Raw genomic sequence first — 18,888 nt, forward strand, 5'->3', positions numbered from 1 at the left:
GCGCCCAGCACTGCCTCCAGCCCCCCCGGTAAGGCCTGAATAAACTCCCAGGCATGGCTGCGCTGGCAGGCCTCAATGACCTGCGCCTCGGTCGCCTCCGGCCTGGCCATCAGCAGGTTGGCGCGGATGCTGTCATTGAGCACAAACGGCTCCTGCCACACCACGGCCATGTTCTGGCGCACCGAAGCGACACTCACCTCGCGCAGATCTTTGCCATCCACCAGGATACGCCCCTGCTGGGGGTCATAAAAACGCAGCAGCAGGGCCGCCAGTGTCGATTTTCCCGAGCCGCTGGGGCCCACCAGGGCCACGGTTTCGCCCCCCAGGATGGTCACCTGCGCCTGGTGCAGAATGCGCACGCCGCCGGGATAGGCGAACGATACGTCCTCGAGATCGATTTGCCCCCTGTCGACCATCAGCCGGGTGGTCGGATGACTCTCCTGCACGGCCGGCTGCGCATCCATGATCTCCACAATGCGCTGTGCCGCGGGCACGTTTCCGGCGTATTGAAAGGCAATATCCGCCAGGCCCCGCACCGGTACGGTGAGATAGCCCAGATACAGCAGGAAGCTCACCAACAGCCCCACCGGCATCGCGCCACTGCGTACGCTCTCCACCCCAAACAGCACGATCATCAACCCCACCGAATAGATCAGCACGGTAAAACTCACCCTGAAACCCACCTCCAGGCCGCGCTCACGCACCCCCCAGGCACAGGCCGTGGCAAACACATCCCGGTGCCGGTCGGTCACCTGCTGCTCGGCGGCGTTGGCGCTGACACCTCGCAGATTGGCCAGCCCCTGTTCCTCAAAGGCCAGCAATTTGCCATTGCTGTGCAGAAATCCCTCGGTCGCACGCCGCTTGCGCTCGGAAAAAAACCGTTGATGCAGCACAAACAGGGGCACCGTCGCCAGGGCAATCAGGGCCAGCCGCAGATCGATCCAGAACAGCATGAAGGCGTACAGCAGGAGGGTAAGCAGGTGGGAGACCAGCATCAGCCGCGCCTCCACCAGAATGGCGCTGACCCGGTCCACATCGTTGCTCAGGCGTGCCAGCAGATCGCCTCGCGGCATCCGCCCCGCCACGGGAAAAGACAGGCTCAACAGTCGCGCCATGATGGCATTGCGCACCCGTCCAATGAACCGCAGGCCCAACCAGTTGGTCAACCAGCCGCCGGCCATCTGCACGGTTTGATTCACCAGCAGCACCAGTGCAAACAGCATCAGCACCATGGGCAGCGCTGCATAGTCACCCGCCTGAACCAGACTCAGCGGCCGGCCCATCAGCCAGATCATCGCCGCGTTGGTGACGACGGCAATGACGATCGAGGCAATGTCCAACGCAAAATAGCGCGCGTCAGGCGATGCATACTGCCGAAAACGGCGATACTGCTGACGCAAGGCCGCCCAACCGGGTTTAGTGGAGTGCACAGACATCCGGCGAGATTACCACAGCACAGCCCGGCAGCCCCACCACCGCCTGTATGGACAAGACACGCAGACATAAAAAAACCCCGCCGATGCCCTGCTGGCAGGGTATCGACGGGGTTTTTATCTTAAGGCGTATCGAGTCGATTAAGACTCAGGTCACGCGCAGCTTACATCATGCCGCCCATACCACCCATGCCGCCCATGCCACCCATGTCCGGCATTCCGCCACCGGCGGCTTCGGAAGGTCGCTCGGCTACCATGGCCTCGGTGGTGATCATCAGACCCGCCACTGAACCGGCATTCTGCAGCGCGGTACGTGTGACCTTGGTGGGATCAAGGATACCCATCTCCACCATGTCGCCGTATTCACCGGTCGCCGCATTGTAACCAAAGTTACCCTTGCCTTCCGCCACCCTGTTCAACACAACGGACGGTTCAGCACCGGCATTGGAAACGATCTGCCGCAGCGGCTCTTCCATGGCGCGTTTGGCCAGGCTGATGCCCATGTCCTGGTCGTGATTGTCACCCTTGAGATTGCCCAGGGACTGCAGGGCACGCACCAGCGCCACACCACCACCAGGCACCACGCCCTCTTCAACGGCTGCGCGCGTCGCGTGCAGGGCGTCTTCAACGCGGGCCTTCTTCTCTTTCATTTCCATTTCGGTCGCCGCACCCACCTTGATCACGGCCACACCGCCGGCCAACTTGGCGACGCGTTCCTGCAGCTTCTCCTTGTCGTAATCGGAGCTGGCATCTTCGATCTGCGCGCGGATCTGGGCAACACGGGCTTCAATGTCGGCGGTATTACCGGCACCATCGATAATGGTGGTGTTTTCTTTGGTGATGCTGACTTTCTTGGCCGTACCCAGATCATCAATAGTGGCCTTTTCAAGCGACAGACCCACTTCTTCTGAAATCACGGTACCACCGGTGACCACAGCCAGATCTTCCAGCATGGCCTTGCGGCGATCACCAAAACCCGGCGCCTTGACGGCGGAGACCTTGACGATACCGCGCATGTTGTTCACCACCAGCGTGGCCAGGGCCTCGCCCTCGACATCTTCCGCGATGATCAGCAACGGACGGCCCGCCTTGGCCACACCTTCCAGGATAGGCAGCAGGTCACGGATGTTGGAGATCTTCTTGTCGAATACCAGGATCAGTGGATTGTCCATTTCCACGCTCATGCTTTCCTGGGTATTGATGAAATAGGGTGAGAGATAGCCGCGATCAAACTGCATGCCTTCCACGACGTCCAGTTCATTCTGCAGACCGGAACCCTCTTCAACAGTGATAACACCTTCTTTGCCGACCTTACCCATGGCTTCGGCGATGATGCCACCGATGGCTTCGTCGGAGTTGGCGGAGATAGTACCCACCTGAGCGATGGCCTTGTCGTCTTCACAGGGAACCGACATAGCCTTCAGGGCTTCAACCGTGGCAATCACGGCCTTGTCGATACCGCGTTTGAGGTCCATAGGGTTCATGCCTGCGGCCACGGCCTTCATGCCTTCGGCCAGAATGGACTGGGCCAGCACAGTCGCGGTAGTGGTACCGTCACCGGCCGCATCGGAGGTCTGCGAAGAGACTTCCTTCACCATCTGTGCGCCCATGTTCTCGAACTTGTCTTCCAGCTCGATTTCCTTGGCGACGGAGACGCCATCCTTGGTGATGGTGGGAGCGCCGAAGGCCTTGTCCAGCACCACGTTACGGCCCTTGGGACCGAGGGTAACCTTGACGGCATTGGCCAAAATGTTAACGCCGGCGACCATGCGGTGGCGGGCGTCATTACCGAATTTCACTTCTTTTGCGGACATGTGTGTAATCCTCTATTGATCTAATTTTATTGAATGGATTGAGTGACGCAGGACAAGACCGGCTTAGCCTTCAATGACGGCCGTGATGTCGTCTTCGCGCATCACCAGCAACTCTTCACCGTCCACCTTCACTTCGGTGCCGCCGTATTTGCCAAACAGCACCTTATCGCCGACCTTCACATCCAGCGGACGCAGGTCGCCATTGTCGAGAATCTTGCCATTACCCACGGCAACCACTTCACCCTGGGCAGGTTTTTCCGTGGCCGAATCCGGGATCACAATACCGCCAGCACTCGTACGCTCTTCCTCCATACGGCGGACAACGACACGATCATGCAAAGGACGAATATTCATTTACTATCTCCTTGAATTAAAAAGTTTTTTCAAATCTGGGCAAGGCACTTTGCCTGCCGGGAACAGTATCGCGATTAGCACTCGCGTTAGGTGAGCGCTAATAATAGGGATGGAAAAAGGAAATTCAAGGCCTGCAGGATAAATAGCCCGGAAATCGGTAAATATTTATCGGGACCGCCGCCGCGTGGCCACACCTGCGCGGCACACCCGGCCAATCGGCCCTTTGATCCGGCAGCGGTTCATCTGCTACAACTAGTCCATGCGCGGCTTTGTCCCACCTGATCCGGAAACGGGCGTCTCCACTGAGCGCTATGCCGTGGTGTATGTGCCCAAGAGAAGCCGCAAGCGCTTCCCCTCGGGCTGCGTGCAGATCGTAGAATCCGCCCAGGCCGCCCTCGAGCTGGGCGATGCGGCCGGACGCTATTTCCCGGCTATCGTACTCGGCCCCTCAAAATCCTCTGAAGGGCAGCTGATCTATTATCTGGTGCAGTGGCTCTGAGAGCCTGTGAAAAAAGCGACGTCCGCAGTAGGTCGACGATTTTTTCACAGGCTCTGAGCCAAACAGCCTCCTAGTCTTCGCGACGGTATTCACCCTCAATGGTGCGCGGCCGATGCGGCTCGGCGGAAGAGGCATTGCCCGGCCCACCGCCGGGTCCGCCAAAACCACCCGGCGGTGTCAGAAAGCGTCCCAGGGCCCAGCGGATCATTGCACGGCGAAAGGTGGGTACCAGACAGACAAAGCCGATCGCATCGGTGAAAAATCCCGGCGTGAGCAACAGGGCGCCAGACACCAACAGCACCGCGCCCTCCAGCATCTCGATGGCGGGTATGCCGCCCTGCGCAATGGTGCTGCGCACCCGGTTCAGGGTTGCAAAGCCCTGGATGCGCAACAACCAGGCACCCAGGATCGCGGTAAACACCACCATGAAGACGGTCGGAAACGCGCCGATGAGTCCACCCACCTTGATCAGCAGATAGATCTCCAGCAGGGGAATGGCCAGGAACAGAATAAAGAGTATTTGAAAGGGGTTCATTTTTGGGTATCCAACGCCCTGCATCGCGCAGGAGGAAAGTGAGGGACAGCACACTATATCAGAGCCTCACGCACCATATGCGGCCATTCTCGCAATAAACAAGCAAGCCGGCCTCACCCGCAGTCCCGCCGCAAAAAGCCCCCGCCCCACATGCCTGCAACAAATCAGCCGCTGCGGCATCTCTTTTCAGGATCAATCGCTTATGGACCACTGGGCATCGACTCAATCTGGCCGGCATGTAAAGATATGCGCCATTTCGCACGATATGACTAAAGATAGAAGGATGTAACGAATGCCGACGCCGTACCAGCTCGTGTTATGTACCTGTCCGGACCCGGCGACGGCCCAGCAGATTGCCGAGCAACTGGTGGAGAAACAGCTCGCCGCCTGCGTGAATATTCTGCCGGGCCTCATCTCCGTCTACCAGTGGCAGGGCAAACCAGAAAAGGCAGAGGAACATTTATTACTGATCAAAACCACCAACGAGGCCTACGAGGCGCTGCAACAGACCCTGACCCAGCTGCACCCCTATGAACTTCCCGAGATAATTGCTGTCCCCATAGCAGGTGGCTCGGCAGCGTATCTCCAATGGATAGGTCAGCAGGTAGCGCAACGGACAGATTCTTCCAGCAACTAAATTCTGCTTTGGCAAAACCGGCTTACAAATATCGGTTTTGGCTTTTCACTTAAAATAGAGACTCAACATGAAGACCATCCATCGACTGCTACTACCCTTTCTCGTTTTCAGTCTTTCCCTCGGTATCGCCAGTATCGGCTGGGCCGCTGTAGATAGTGGCTTTGATGATGAAGAACCCTTGATGCCCGATGAGGCATTTGCGCTCAGCACCACGGTTATCGACGCCAACACCGTACGCGCGGAATGGAAGATCGCCGACAAATATTATCTCTATAAGAACAAATTCAAATTCATCAGCGATACCGATGGCATCACCCCCGGCGAGATCGACCTGCCCCAGGGCAAGGTCAAGGAAGACGAGTTTTTCGGCAAGGTTGAGACCTATCGCAAGCATATCGCGGTCGACATTCCGCTGACCCGCACCGGCAATGCCGACACCCTGCAGATGAAGATCACCTCACAGGGCTGCGCGGACATGGGTATCTGTTATCCGCCGCAGACCAAAACCATCTCCTTCCCGTTACCGGCAATGGCCGCCGCCGAGACAACCGGCGCCACAAAGGGCACAGGCAGTTTCAATCCGCTCGATGCCCTGAAAAAACTCGGCAATAGCCTGGGACTCACCGATGCCAGCGACGACTTCCTGCACCCTGACCAGGCGTTTATCTTTTCCGCGGTGGCCGTCAACGGCAATGCCCTGCGCGCGCACTGGGATATCGCCGACGAGATTTACCTGTATCGCAACAAATTTGAGTTTGAGCTGAAAAATGCCGACGGCGTCAGCCTCGGCCAGGCCGTCATGCCCGCCGGCAAAAAGAAGGTCGATGAAGTGTTCGGCGAGATGGAGGTTTACTACCACAGCGTGGATATCGACATCCCGTTAGAGCGCAGCAATATCAATGCCACCGACATCATTTTAGTCGCCAAATACCAGGGCTGTGCCGATGCCGGCTTCTGTTATCCACCGACCAGCAAGGAGATGCCGGTCTCCCTGCCCGCGGTGAGTGCCGCGACAGCGGCGGCGGACACGGCCGACGGGGACAGCGGTGAGAGCCGCAGCTTCTTCGGCAACCTGTTGTTCGCCTTCGGCATCGGCCTGTTGCTCACCTTCACCCCCTGCGTGCTGCCCATGATCCCCATCCTGGTGGGCGTCATCGTCGGCCAAAGCGGCCAGCAGCCCACCAAAATGCGCGCCGGCATCCTGTCGACCAGCTATGTGATGGGCACCGCCGTGACCTATTCGTTTGCCGGTTGGATGGCCGGTTATTCCGGCGCTCAATTACAGGCCTATACCCAGAATGCCTGGGCCATTGGCATCGTCGCCGCCATCCTGGTGTTGCTGGCGCTGTCCATGTTCGGTTTCTACCAGATCCAGATGCCCTCCTTCATTCAATCGAAGCTGCAAATGAAGAGCCAGAACGTCAAGGGCGGCTCCATGACCGGCACCTTCTTTTTGGGCCTGATCTCGGCACTGATTGTCGGCGCCTGCGTGACGCCGCTGCTGATGCTGGTGCTGGGCATCGCCATCCAGGCGGGCGATCCGGTGCTGGGGGCATCGATGATGTTCGCCATGTCCATGGGCATGGGCGTCATCCTGGTGATGATGGGCGTTGGCGCCGGTCACCTCTTGCCCAAGGCCGGCGGCTGGATGGATACCATCAAATACATCTTTGGCGCCTTGCTGATTGGTGTCGCCATCTACCTGTTGACCCCCCTGCAGGCCGTGCCCATTTTGTTGCTATGGTCCATTTTCTTCATCGTCTGCGGCGTGTACATGGGGGCGACGCAGAGCCTGCCGGAAGGCACCAGCAACTGGCGCTATCTGTGGAAAGGCCTCGGCATCGTGGTGCTCATCTGGGGTGTACTGGCCCTGCTCGGCAGCGTACTGGGTAACCGCGACATCATGCAGCCGCTGGACATGTCACACATCAACCTGGGGGCCGGCCAGGGAGGGGCGGTGCAGAGCGCCACGGTTGAGCCGCACGACCTGTTCATCCAGTTACGCAACACCGCCGACCTGGACCGGGAGCTGGCAAAGGCCCGGGCCGCCGGCAAGGCCGTGATGCTGGACTATTACGCCACCTGGTGCACCGACTGTCGGCGCATGGAAAAGGCGACCTTCTCCAATCCACAGGTACAAAAGATTCTGCGTGAAAAATTTGTGTTGCTGCAGGTGGATGTAGAGGACCCCAACAATGCCGAGACCGAGGCGATCAAAAAACGCTACAAGGTATTTGGCCCGCCGGCCATGCTGTTTTTTGACAAAGACGGCAATGCCCGCAAGGATCTGAATTTTTATGGCTTCAGAACCCCGGAAGAATTTATCGCCACGCTCAACAAGCTTTGACCAGCACCGATCGACACGCATGAAAAAACCGCTACGTATCGCCGCCTACCTCCTGACCTTCGCGGGCGGCATGTGGGGCGGCCAACTGTTACTCGATCATTTCACCGGCAACGCCCAGGGACGGGAGGCGGCACAGTCCATGGTGCAGCGACCGGCGCCAGAATTCAGCCTGTCGGATATCAACGGCGTCCCGCACAGCTCGCACGAATGGGCCGGCAAGGTGGTGATCCTCAATTTCTGGGCCACCTGGTGTCCACCCTGTCGCAGCGAGACACCCCTGTTTGTCGAACTGCAGGAACACTACGGCGCCACCGGACTGCAGTTCGTCGGCGTCGCCATTGACGATGCCGACAAGGTGCAGGACTTCATGGACACCTACGGCATCAATTACCCGATGCTGCTCGGTGAAAATGACGCCATCGACACCGCCAAACAATACGGTAACCGTTTCGGCGCCCTGCCCTACACGGTGGTGATCGACCGCCAGGGCATGATCCGTTTCATCCAGCGCGGCGAGATGACGCGCCCCATGGTCGAGGACGCCATCCACCCATTGCTGTAGACCACCCCATCCGCCTCAATCTGAAGTTTCCACCAGTTTGGGTTGAAATCAGGGACAACTTCGGCGATCCCCGCCAAAATCTCAAAAATCTGGACATCAGCGGCTGATTGGGACATAATCCCTGCATTGTTGCGGGAAACGAAACGCGTTCACCGCAATTACCCGGATTTTCACGGAGATTGGCGACAAGATAACGCCAACTCCGCCGGCGCATCACACAGCGCCGATATGTTACCAACCAGAGCGCCGATAACGAGCAGGCTAACGAGCAGACAACCATCATGGCCAATATCCTTGTTCTCAACGGTCCCAACCTCAACCTGCTCGGCAGCCGCGAACCCACCCATTACGGGCACACCAGCCTCGACGCGATCAACATCGCCCTGGGCATGGCCGCCGAGGCCGCTGGCCACAGCCTCAGCCATTTTCAGAGCAACGCCGAACATGAGCTGGTGGATCGCATCCACCAGGCAGGGGCGCACCAGGTGGCCTTCATCATCATCAACCCGGCCGCCTTCACCCACACCAGCGTTGCGCTACGCGATGCGCTAGCGGGCGTCGCCATTCCCTTCATCGAGGTGCATCTGTCCAACGTGCATGCCCGTGAGGCCTTCCGCCAGCACTCCTATTTTTCGGACATTGCCGTCGGCGTGATTAGCGGGCTGGGCGCGCAGGGCTACCAGTTGGCGTTAGATGCGGCGATCGCACAGCTCAACGGATAGCTCCCATTAACCAGACATTTTCAATGTAATCCATTAACAGTCCTTTCAGGCCGGCTTTTCACACGCCGCAGGAATCGACCCACTCAACCGGATATAAAGAAGCCAACCATGGACATACGCAAAGTAAAAAAACTCATCGAACTACTGGAAGAATCCAATATCTCCGAACTGGAAATTCATGAGGGCGAAGAATCGGTACGCATCAGCCGGCACGGTTCCGGCACCGTTTTTGCGGCCCCTGCACCTGCGCCAGTGTTCGCGGCAGCGCCCGCCGCACCGGCAGCCGCCGTTGAACCCGGCAGCGCAGCACCGGAAGTCAGCGGCCATAAGGTCCTGTCGCCGATGGTCGGCAGCTTCTACCGGGCATCTTCACCGGGTTCCAAGCCATTTGTGGAAGTCGGCCAAAGCGTAAGCGTCGGTGACACGCTGTGCATCATCGAGGCAATGAAACTGCTCAATCAGATTGAGTCCGACAAGGCCGGCACCATCAAGGCCATCCTGGTTGAAAACGGCGAGCCGGTTGAATATGGCCAGCCCCTGTTTATCATCGAATAAGGCATTGTGCCAGGCATCCGCCGCAGACTGAACGCTAAAACACCTAACACGATTTAGCGCATGCTGCTCTCGCTGATACAAACGTAACCAAACCCAACTAGATAAATACCACGCCATGTTTGATAAAATCGTTATTGCCAACCGCGGGGAAATCGCCCTGCGCATTCTACGCACCTGTAAAGAGATGGGCATTCTGACCGTTGCCGTGCACTCCGAGGCCGATCAGGATCTGAAACACGTGCGCCTCGCGGATGAAACCGTGTGCATCGGTCCCGCCTCTTCCACGGACAGCTATCTCAACATCCCGGCGCTGATCAGTGCGGCGGAAGTCACCGATGCGGTGGCCATTCACCCGGGCTATGGCTTCCTCGCGGAAAATGCCGACTTTGCCGAACGCATCGAGCAGAGCGGTTTTACCTTCATCGGCCCCAAACCCGAGACCATCCGCCTGATGGGTGACAAGGTCTCCGCCATCGCCGCGATGCGCGCCTCCGGCGTGCCCTGTGTGCCGGGTTCCGACGGACCGCTGGGCGACGATCCCTCGACCAACATGCGTATCGCCAAAGAGATCGGCTACCCGATCATCATCAAGGCCGCGGCCGGCGGCGGCGGTCGTGGCATGCGTGTGGTGCACTCTGAGGCGGCGCTACTGAACGCCATTTCCCTCACCACCGCCGAGGCCCAGGCGGCCTTTGGCAGCGGCGTGGTGTACATGGAAAAGTATCTGGAAAATCCACGCCATGTGGAGATCCAGGTGCTCTCGGACCAGCACGGCAATGCCATTCACCTGGGTGAACGTGATTGCTCCATGCAGCGACGCCATCAGAAGGTCTGCGAAGAGGCACCGGCACCGGGCATCAGTGAAGAGACCCGCGCCAGAATCGGTGGGCGCTGCGCCGAGGCCTGTCGCAAGATCGGTTATCGCGGCGCGGGCACCTTTGAATTCCTGTACGAAAACGGCGAATTCTATTTCATCGAGATGAACACCCGCATTCAGGTGGAACACCCGGTCACCGAGATGATTACCGGCGTGGATCTCATCAAGGAGCAGATTCGCATCGCCGCCAACCTGCCGCTGGGCTATCAGCAGGATGACATCAAGATTCGCGGCCATGCCTTTGAATGCCGCATCAATGCCGAGGATCCGAAAACCTTCATGCCCTCCCCTGGCACCATTAGCCAGTTTCATGCCCCGGGCGGCCTGGGCGTGCGCGTCGATTCGCACATCTACAACGGCTACAAGGTACCGCCCTATTACGACTCCATGATTGGCAAACTCATCGTGCACGGCGACACGCGCGAGATCGCCATGGCGCGCATGCGCACGGCCCTGGGCGAGTGCGTTATCGAAGGCATCAAAACCAATATCCCGCTGCAGCAGGAGATCTTCACCGACGCCGCGTTTGCCGCCGGCGGCACCAACATCCATTACCTGGAGAAAAAGCTGGGACAATAAAGGGCAGATAAAAGAGTAAAGGGGAAAGGTAAAAGTTAACCACACCCCGCCTCTCACTTTGCCCTTTTATCTTTCCCCTTTCCCCTGCCCTTTATATGCCCTGGCTACAACTTATCTTCGAAACCCTGGAGGATGACGCTGAGCGGTTCTCGGACCTGCTCAGCGCCGCCGGCGCCAATGCGGTCACCTTCCTCGACAGCGCCGATCAACCGCTGTACGAACCGCCGGTGGGCGAGACCCCGCTGTGGTCCCGCACCCGCATCATCGGCCTGTTCGATGCCGGCGCCGATATGTCGGCCGTGCTGGATCACGTCCGCCAGGCCATCGCCCCCAGGCCCCTGCCCGCTCACCGCATCTCGCCGCTGGAAGACAAGGACTGGGAGCGCGAATGGATGGACAGCTTCCGGCCCATGCCCTTTGGTGAACGCCTGTGGATCGTGCCCAGTTGGACCCAGGCGCCGCAGCCCGAGGCCATCAACATTCTGTTAGACCCCGGGCTCGCCTTTGGTACCGGCACCCACCCCACCACTGCCCTGTGCCTGCAGTGGCTGGATGCCAACGGCGCTGAGCACGATGAAGTCATCGACTATGGCTGCGGCTCCGGCATCCTCGCAGTGGCCGCGGCCAAACTGGGGGCGAGGCATGTGTGGGCGGTGGACAATGACCCGCAGGCGCTGATCGCCACCCGCGACAACGCCGAAAAAAATCACGTCGCCGACAGCATCAGCGTCGTCCTGCCCAATGCCCTGCCCGCCGTCCGGACCCCCTTGCTGCTGGCCAACATCCTCGCCCAGCCGCTGATGGATTTTGCCGAACGGTTTGCGGCCCATGTCACCCCCGGTGGCCACATCGTGCTGTCCGGCATCCTCGCCGAACAGGCCGAGCAGGTCGCCGCCTGTTATGCGCCCTGGTTTGCGATGCAGCCCGCCGTCTACCGGGACGAATGGGTGCGCCTCAACGGGCGACGCCTCGACTGAGAGCCTGTGAGCTCCTCACCCCCAAGCCTCGCTGGATCCCCTACAAAAACAGGCTGTTAGCCCCTTTCCGACTAAACATTCCGGCCGCATTGCCGATCACTCTCCCAATCCATACGCGATCCACATCACACCAGGTGCAGCGGCCAATGAATCCACTCAAATACCGACTGCCCGAGCAGCAGACTGACGCCGGCGGCCTGCAGCCGCAACCGGCGGCGCTCAGCGCGTGGGTCGCCGCCCAGCCCACCATCAATGCCCAGTCCACGGCACCGCTGTTGCTGGCCCTGCTGCAGCGCTACAACCGCTGCCAGTTGCCCGCAGCGACGCGCCTGCGGGCCGCTATCATCCTGCAGCCTGTGGTCGATCACACCATCAAACAGCTGCGCAATTATTATCAAAACGAATCCCTGCCACTGCGCAGCAATGCCCGCGCCCAGGCCGATCTGGCCGCCCAGCTACTGGATGAGACTGCCTTTGCCTATAAGCGGGTGGTCGCCGATGCGGTGACCGTGGATAACGACATGAGCATCAACCTGCTGGTGGCCGCCCTGCGGCTCAGCATCGACCAGATGGGCCAGCAGCTACTGGAGGCCTATTCGCAATACGCGCCGCCCCCGCCAGGCCTGTGGGGCGAGCTGCACCGCACCTATCAACTGGCCGAACGCAACGGTCTGCATACCCGGGTACTGGCGGAGAATGCCTGCCGCGGGGAAGCCGAGAACCCCTTCGCCACCGTGCAACACGGTTATCTGCGGGTTGCCCTGCTGGCGCTCACCACGCCGAATCATTTGATGCCCGGACAGGCGGCGCTGATCTACGGTTATCTGGAAAAGTGGACCCTGGGCTGTCGCATGCTCACCAAAAAGGTCACCCTGGCCGAGACCGGCGATATCGTTATCGACCTGGCGGGCGAACGCCCCCCGGCGGTGGCCACCGGTTATGCCCGCTTCCGCCCCGTCGATGGTCGTTTTCTGGATATCCGCAAACTGCAGGAAAAGCTCGACGAGATCAGCGCCAGCGTGGATCAAAAGGGCCAGGGCGGGCTGCCGCTCACCATTGCCGAACGCCTGCGACGCGACCTGCTGACCCGGCTGCGGGCCGCCTGGCAGGGCCGCTCGGAACGCCGCGATCAGCGAGAAGATGACCGGGACAGCACGGTCTCGTTATGCCTCGGACTGGATGCCTGCCACCATTTCATGGGGGGCAAGATCGACTTCACACCGGAGAAACATGAAATCCATTACCACCGGCCACAGGAGGTCGGCAATGGGCTGCAACTGGTCCCCACCGATGATGGCTGGGCATCGGCCGCGCTCGGCAGCACCGGCCCGCTGGGCACCGACACCACCCGTCTGTCCCACTTCGGTGGCACGGTCGATGTCTGGGACGCCATTCATGACACCGAAATTCAGGCCCGCGACCGGCGCGAGGCCAGCATGGCGAATTTCCGGGTCGAAGCCTGGCTATGCATCAACCAGAGCGCCGGCGGCATGGCGCTGCGCCGCCTGCCGGAGACCCAGTCACGCACCCGGGTCGGGGCCCTGGTCGCCTTTCCTACCGACCCACAACATCAGCACTGGACGGTGGGGGCGCTGCGCTGGCTGCAGGACGACCCGGGCAGCGATTTCGATATCGGCGTCATGACCCTCACCGACACCGCCATCCCCATCGCGGTACGGGCCATTGGCGGCGCCGGCAGCGGTGGCGAATATTTTCGCAGCCTGCTGATCGAAGGCCCGGAGAACCCCACCGCAGACCACACGCCAGACAGCCTGCTGGTCCCGGCCAGCATTTACGACCTCGGCACCCAATTGGTACTCAACCGGCAAACTACGCTAGAGTATGTGCGCCTGACGCGACTGGTCGAGACCACCAGCTCCTTTTCGCGGTTTGAATTCAGGCACATCGAGGTGCCGCCGGCGGAACAGGCCAAGATCAGCGCCATTCGTCAAACGCAGGACTGAACGGTCAGTACCCGGAACATCCACTATGTATACCCAGTGCCCGCATTGCGACGCCATCTTTCAGCTCTCCACCGCGCAGCTCAAGGCCGCCAATGGCGACGTGCGCTGCGGGCAGTGCCTGACGGTTTTCAGTGCCCTGGACCACCTGAGCGACGATCTCCCCAGCGTGAGCAACACACCCCCATCGCCCGGCCATGACAGCGGCCATGCCGCCCTCTGGGACGACGATGGACTCGCCGCCGCGCCGACGGCGGATGGCGCCAGCGAAGCGGCCGACGACAGCCCGACCACCACGATCACCGACAGCGACGAGGGATTGGCCACATCCCATGCCGAATCCGCGAGCCCCGACACCGATCTCGATACCGTGCTCGACGCAAGCACCGTCACCACCAGCGACACACCGGATACCGATATCTTCAGCGAGATCATTGCCGAGGCCAGCCAGCACACCCTGCCCAGCGAGGAGATTGACCGCTTCGAGGAATTCCTGTCGGCCGACAGCCAGACCGCCCTCGATGCCGCCAATATTGAAATTGATGCCGATGTCGATATTGATATCGATAGCAACATCAACGCCGACGGACACGACGGGACCGCCGGAGCGAGCACTGATTTCGACACCGACCACATCGACCGCAGTGAACCCGCCACGGCCGATGCCTTCAGCGATACCGCCCTGGACGGGCATGGCGTCGACGAGCGGGAGACGATCGACACCGAGTTCGACAACGCGTTCGCCGCCGAGATAGCCCTCGACGCCGCCGACGAGCTGGCCGAGCTGGACGCCTTCCTGTCCGCGACCGAGGCGACGCCGGACGAGCGCAGCGCCGAACCACTCACCGCCTTCGGCCACGGTGGACCAGCCGATTTCGACAGCGACAGCCAGCCCATCATCATTGAAGAGGCCGACCTTGCGCCGATCGACGCGGCCGCCTATCGCGACATACCGGCCCCCGGCACCGCAGACCCGCTGGATACTGACGCCATCGCCACCGACGCACCCATCGACCGGGCCGCGGCAGAGGCCTCGGAGGTCGACGACTTTGCGGAACTCGCCGCGGCCGCGGCCGAGGTCGAGGCCGCCATCGGCCCCCGCCCGAGCGCAGCGGCGAACACCGATGAGACTCCACCGCCGGACAGCCAACAGACCCTCAACGTCCCCCAACTCATCCTGGATGACCTGCATGCCGCCAGGGCCGAGCAGCTGCGCCCCTCCCGGACACCCTGGGTGGTCGGCAGCCTGCTGCTGATACTGACCCTGGTGCTACAGATGGCGTATTTCAGCCGTGACGAACTCGCCAGGGACGCCAGCCTGCGCCCCTGGCTGATCCAGCTCTGCCAGCTGGCCGGCTGCAGCCTGAGCCAGCCCTACGACATCGCGCAGATTGAGATCATCGGCCGTGAAGTCCGCTCGCACCCCTCGGCCCGCAAGGCGCTGATCGCCAGCACCAGCCTCATCAATCACGCCAGCTTCGTGCAGCCCTACCCCCTGGTGACGGTGGTGTTCTCGGACATCAACGGCAAACCGATGGCGCTACGGCGTTTCACGCCCCGCGAGTACCTGAGCAATAACGCCGACCTCGCCGCCGGCATGACCCCCGACATGCCGGTGCGCATCGAACTGGAACTGGTCGACCCCGGCAAGGCCGCCGTCAATTACGAGTTCAGCGCCGAGCTGGACCCCCGCAACACCCGGCCGCTGACGTAAGCCTGGCAGGTCCGGGGTATTGCCACCGGGCCTGCCGAAAAAATCCCCCCCAGCATCTTTTCTCCCCTGTAGGTTCAGAGTAAGATTGCCTGCTCGTTTTTCAGACAACGCGCGCGTTACGTTTCCACACGACCCGTTTTGTCGATCATCTCAGGGTGTTAACAAACGTCACACAATCATGCAGATCGGTCCCTATACACTCAGTAACCAGCTCATCCTCGCGCCCATGGCGGGCGTCACCGATCGCCCCTTTCGGCAACTGTGCAAAAAACTGGGCGCGGGCATGGCCGTGTCCGAGATGGTGGCCTCCAATTCCCTGTTGTGGGGCTCGGAGAAGACCAAACGCCGCGCCAATCATGACGGCGAATCCGATCCGCGTTCGGTACAGATCATGGGCGCCGACCCGCAGATGATGGCCGAGGCGGCCCGCTATAACGCCGACAACGGCGCCCAGCTAATCGACATCAACATGGGCTGCCCGGCGAAGAAGGTCTGTAATGTGGCGGCCGGTTCGGCGCTGCTGCAAGATGAAACACTGGTGGCCAGAATCCTCGACGCCGTGGTCGGCGCGGTGGACATTCCCGTCACCCTCAAAATTCGTACCGGCTGGGATACCAGCAATCGCAACGGTGTGGCGATTGCCCGCATCGCCGAGAGTGCCGGCATCCAGTCCCTGGCCGTGCACGGGCGGACTCGCGCCTGTGCCTACAAGGGCGAGGCCGAGTACGAGACCATCGCCGCCATCAAGGCGGCGATCAACATTCCGGTGGTCGCCAATGGCGACATCGACACGCCGGAAAAGGCAAGACGGGTGTTAGACTACACCGGGGCAGATGCAGTGATGATCGGCCGCGCGGCCCAGGGGCGTCCCTGGATCTTCCGTGAGATCGATCACTACCTGCAAACAGGGGAAAAACTGCCGGAACCCTCGCTGACCGAGGTACGCGATATCCTGCTCGAACATCTGCAAAACCTGTATGCGTTTTATGGGGAGCACACAGGGGTGCGTATGGCGCGCAAACATATCTCCTGGTACAGCAAGGGGCAACGGCACGGCGGGGCATTTCGCCAGGCGGTCAATCGGGTTGAGACCGTAGAACAACAATTACAAATCACCAAAGACTTTTTTGAGGACCTGTTGGTTCGGGAGGAACTAGCCGCATGACTATTCATTTTCAAAGCATCGACTCCGCCGTAGGGGCAATCGGCGACCACCGGGAAGAGGAGCAGAATGTCCCGTTAAGTGGCCACATCAAATCCATGCTAGAGGGTTATTTCAACGACCTCGACGGGCATCCGCCCGCCGACCTGTACCAGATGGTGCTGCAGGAGATCGAACAACCCCTGCTGGAAAGCGTGCTGCATTACACCCGCGGTAACCAGAGCAAAGCGGCGATGGTGCTGGGGCTCAACCGCGGCACCCTGCGCAAAAAACTCAAGCAATACGACCTTAACTAGACCTTGGCAACATAAGGTCATGGGGGCCCTTGCGGCCCCTTTGTTTTTAGCAACGGTTTTTTGCAACCACCGTAGGGTGGGCACTGCCCACCATTTATACTTTGGCGACGACGTTGAGCGAAACATGACGGTGAGCGGTGCCCACCCTACAAAATACTGGATCATTAATTTCCAGATTTTTCGAAACATCGACAAGAAAACACAGGTTCAAACATGACAGCTATCAAACGTGCCCTCATCAGCGTCTCCGACAAAACCGGCATCGTAGAATTTGCCCGCGAGTTACGTGCACTCGGTGTGGAAATCCTCAGCACCGGCGGCACCGCCAGCCTGCTGGCCGACAATGACGTGGACGTCATCGAGGTCTCGGATTACACAGGCTTTCCGGAGATGATGGACGGGCGGCTCAAGACCCTGCATCCCAAAATTCACGGCGGCCTGCTGGGTCGACGCGGGATCGACGATACGGTGATGGCCGAGCACGGCATCGCCGCCATCGACCTCGTGGTGGTGAACCTCTATCCCTTCGAGCAGACCGTGGCCCGGCCCGATTGCGACCTGCCCACGGCCATCGAAAACATTGACATCGGCGGCCCCACCATGTTGCGCGCGGCGGCGAAGAATCATAACGCCGTGACCGTGGTGGTCGACGCCGGTGACTACCCGCGCGTCATCGACGAAATGAAAAACAACCATGGCGTCGTCGATGCGACCACCCGCTTTGCCCTCGCCACCAAGACCTTCGAACACACCGCCGCCTACGACGGGGCCATCGCCAACTATCTCGGCGCGACCCGGCTGGACGGCAGCAAGGACGACTTTCCCCACACCCACAATCGCCAGTTCCGCAAGGCACAGGCACTGCGCTATGGCGAAAATCCGCATCAGAAGGCCGCCTTCTATGTCGAAACCCCTTCCGCAACAAAAACGGCCGAGGCCTCCGTCTCCACCGCCGTGCAGCTGCAGGGCAAGGAGCTGTCCTTCAACAACATCGCGGATACCGATGCCGCGCTGGAGTGCGTCAAGCAGTTCGAACAGACCGCCTGCGTGATCGTCAAGCACGCCAATCCCTGCGGCGTGGCGATTGCTGACAGCCTGCTGCAGGCCTACGAGCAGGCCTACCGCACCGACCCCACCTCGGCCTTTGGCGGCATCATCGCCTTCAACCGGCCACTGGACGCCGAGACGGCCAGGACCATCATCGAGCGTCAGTTTGTGGAGGTGATCATCGCCCCCAGCATCAACCATGACGCCAAGCCGGTACTGGCGGAGAAGGTCAACGTGCGGGTGCTGGAGTGCGGCCAGTGGGATCGTCAGCGCAGCTCTGGTTTAGACTACAAACGCGTCACCGGCGGCCTGCTGGTGCAGGACCGCGACCTGGGCATGGTCAGCCAGGACCAACTAAAAGTAGTCACTCAGCGCGCGCCCAGCGAACAGGAGATGCGGGACCTGCTGTTCACCTGGCAGGTCGCCAAGTTCGTCAAGTCCAACGCCATCGTCTACGGCAAGGACGGCATGACCATCGGCGTCGGCGCCGGCCAGATGAGCCGCGTGTACAGCGCGCGCATCGCCGCCATCAAGGCAGCCGATGCGGGGCTGGTGGTGCAGGGGTCGGTGATGGCCAGCGACGCCTTCTTCCCCTTCCGCGACGGCCTGGACAGCGCCGCCGAGGTCGGCATCAGCGCGGTAATCCAGCCCGGCGGCTCCATGCGCGACGACGAGGTGATTGCCGCCGCCGACGAACACGGCATCGCCATGGTGTTTACCGGCATGCGTCACTTCCGGCATTAAAGACGATGAATCAGGCTGGTGTGGGCCATGCGAATCTGTTGATCACGGGCGGGGATGGGCATGGGGCGTTTCG

The 18,888-nt window shown here is 60.5% G+C and carries 17 protein-coding genes; 13 read left to right on the forward strand and 4 right to left on the reverse strand.

Annotation, left to right across the window (positions count from 1 at the left end):
* From RRB22_13890 to groES, 3 genes are all read right to left on the reverse strand, one after another.
* A partial coding sequence (locus tag RRB22_13890; protein MDT8385494.1) for an ABC transporter ATP-binding protein occupies positions 1-1,436 on the reverse strand: 1,436 nt, incomplete at its 3' end.
* A gap of 161 nt (positions 1,437-1,597) precedes the next feature.
* On the reverse strand, positions 1,598-3,247 hold the full coding sequence (groL, locus tag RRB22_13895) for a chaperonin GroEL (protein ID MDT8385495.1): 1,650 nt from the start codon (positions 3,245-3,247) through the stop codon (positions 1,598-1,600).
* 63 nt (positions 3,248-3,310) lie between these two features.
* Positions 3,311-3,601, reverse strand: coding sequence for a co-chaperone GroES (gene groES / locus RRB22_13900; GenBank protein MDT8385496.1), 291 nt, complete (start codon positions 3,599-3,601; stop codon positions 3,311-3,313).
* 259 nt (positions 3,602-3,860) lie between these two features.
* On the opposite strand from groES, the gene RRB22_13905 reads away from it, so the two are divergent.
* Positions 3,861-4,100, forward strand: coding sequence for a hypothetical protein (locus RRB22_13905; protein MDT8385497.1), 240 nt, complete (start codon positions 3,861-3,863; stop codon positions 4,098-4,100).
* Positions 4,101-4,170: 70 nt separating this feature from the next.
* Here RRB22_13905 and RRB22_13910 read toward each other — a convergent pair whose 3' ends face one another.
* Positions 4,171-4,635 carry an FxsA family protein gene (locus RRB22_13910; GenBank protein MDT8385498.1) on the reverse strand — a complete coding sequence of 155 codons (465 nt, stop codon included), beginning with the start codon at positions 4,633-4,635 and terminating at the stop codon, positions 4,171-4,173.
* A 292-nt stretch (positions 4,636-4,927) separates the two neighbouring features.
* Between RRB22_13910 and cutA the strand changes: the two genes are divergently transcribed.
* From cutA to purH, 12 genes are all read left to right on the forward strand, one after another.
* The gene (gene cutA / locus RRB22_13915; GenBank protein MDT8385499.1) at positions 4,928-5,272 is read left to right on the forward strand and encodes a divalent-cation tolerance protein CutA; all 345 of its coding nucleotides are present in this window, start codon (positions 4,928-4,930) and stop codon (positions 5,270-5,272) included.
* Positions 5,273-5,339: 67 nt separating this feature from the next.
* Positions 5,340-7,619: a protein-disulfide reductase DsbD gene (dsbD, locus tag RRB22_13920; GenBank protein MDT8385500.1), complete on the forward strand. Its 2,280-nt coding sequence runs from the start codon at positions 5,340-5,342 to the stop codon at positions 7,617-7,619.
* 19 nt (positions 7,620-7,638) lie between these two features.
* Positions 7,639-8,181, forward strand: a complete 543-nt coding sequence (locus RRB22_13925; GenBank protein ID MDT8385501.1) for a TlpA disulfide reductase family protein — start codon at positions 7,639-7,641, stop codon at positions 8,179-8,181.
* Between the two features lie 281 nt (positions 8,182-8,462).
* Positions 8,463-8,903, forward strand: a complete 441-nt coding sequence (gene aroQ / locus RRB22_13930) for a type II 3-dehydroquinate dehydratase (GenBank protein MDT8385502.1) — start codon at positions 8,463-8,465, stop codon at positions 8,901-8,903.
* 108 nt (positions 8,904-9,011) lie between these two features.
* Positions 9,012-9,458, forward strand: coding sequence for an acetyl-CoA carboxylase biotin carboxyl carrier protein (accB, locus tag RRB22_13935; GenBank protein ID MDT8385503.1), 447 nt, complete (start codon positions 9,012-9,014; stop codon positions 9,456-9,458).
* A 115-nt stretch (positions 9,459-9,573) separates the two neighbouring features.
* Positions 9,574-10,914 carry an acetyl-CoA carboxylase biotin carboxylase subunit gene (gene accC / locus RRB22_13940; protein ID MDT8385504.1) on the forward strand — a complete coding sequence of 447 codons (1,341 nt, stop codon included), beginning with the start codon at positions 9,574-9,576 and terminating at the stop codon, positions 10,912-10,914.
* 95 nt (positions 10,915-11,009) lie between these two features.
* Positions 11,010-11,891 (forward strand): 50S ribosomal protein L11 methyltransferase, encoded by an 882-nt coding sequence (gene prmA, locus RRB22_13945; GenBank protein ID MDT8385505.1) that lies wholly within the window; start codon positions 11,010-11,012, stop codon positions 11,889-11,891.
* 146 nt (positions 11,892-12,037) lie between these two features.
* Complete coding sequence (locus RRB22_13950) at positions 12,038-13,855, forward strand: hypothetical protein (protein MDT8385506.1); 1,818 nt, start codon at positions 12,038-12,040, stop codon at positions 13,853-13,855.
* A 25-nt stretch (positions 13,856-13,880) separates the two neighbouring features.
* The gene (locus RRB22_13955; protein MDT8385507.1) at positions 13,881-15,566 is read left to right on the forward strand and encodes a DUF3426 domain-containing protein; all 1,686 of its coding nucleotides are present in this window, start codon (positions 13,881-13,883) and stop codon (positions 15,564-15,566) included.
* Between the two features lie 178 nt (positions 15,567-15,744).
* Entirely contained in the window at positions 15,745-16,731 is a 987-nt protein-coding gene (gene dusB / locus RRB22_13960; protein ID MDT8385508.1) for a tRNA dihydrouridine synthase DusB, read from the forward strand.
* On the forward strand, positions 16,728-17,024 hold the full coding sequence (gene fis / locus RRB22_13965) for a DNA-binding transcriptional regulator Fis (protein ID MDT8385509.1): 297 nt from the start codon (positions 16,728-16,730) through the stop codon (positions 17,022-17,024). The genes dusB and fis overlap by 4 nt, the downstream gene beginning before the upstream one ends.
* A gap of 213 nt (positions 17,025-17,237) precedes the next feature.
* Positions 17,238-18,815, forward strand: coding sequence for a bifunctional phosphoribosylaminoimidazolecarboxamide formyltransferase/IMP cyclohydrolase (gene purH, locus RRB22_13970; GenBank protein MDT8385510.1), 1,578 nt, complete (start codon positions 17,238-17,240; stop codon positions 18,813-18,815).
* Positions 18,816-18,888: the final 73 nt, after the last annotated feature.

The organism is Gammaproteobacteria bacterium (assembly GCA_032250735.1).
Classification (GTDB): domain Bacteria; phylum Pseudomonadota; class Gammaproteobacteria; order SZUA-152; family SZUA-152; genus SZUA-152.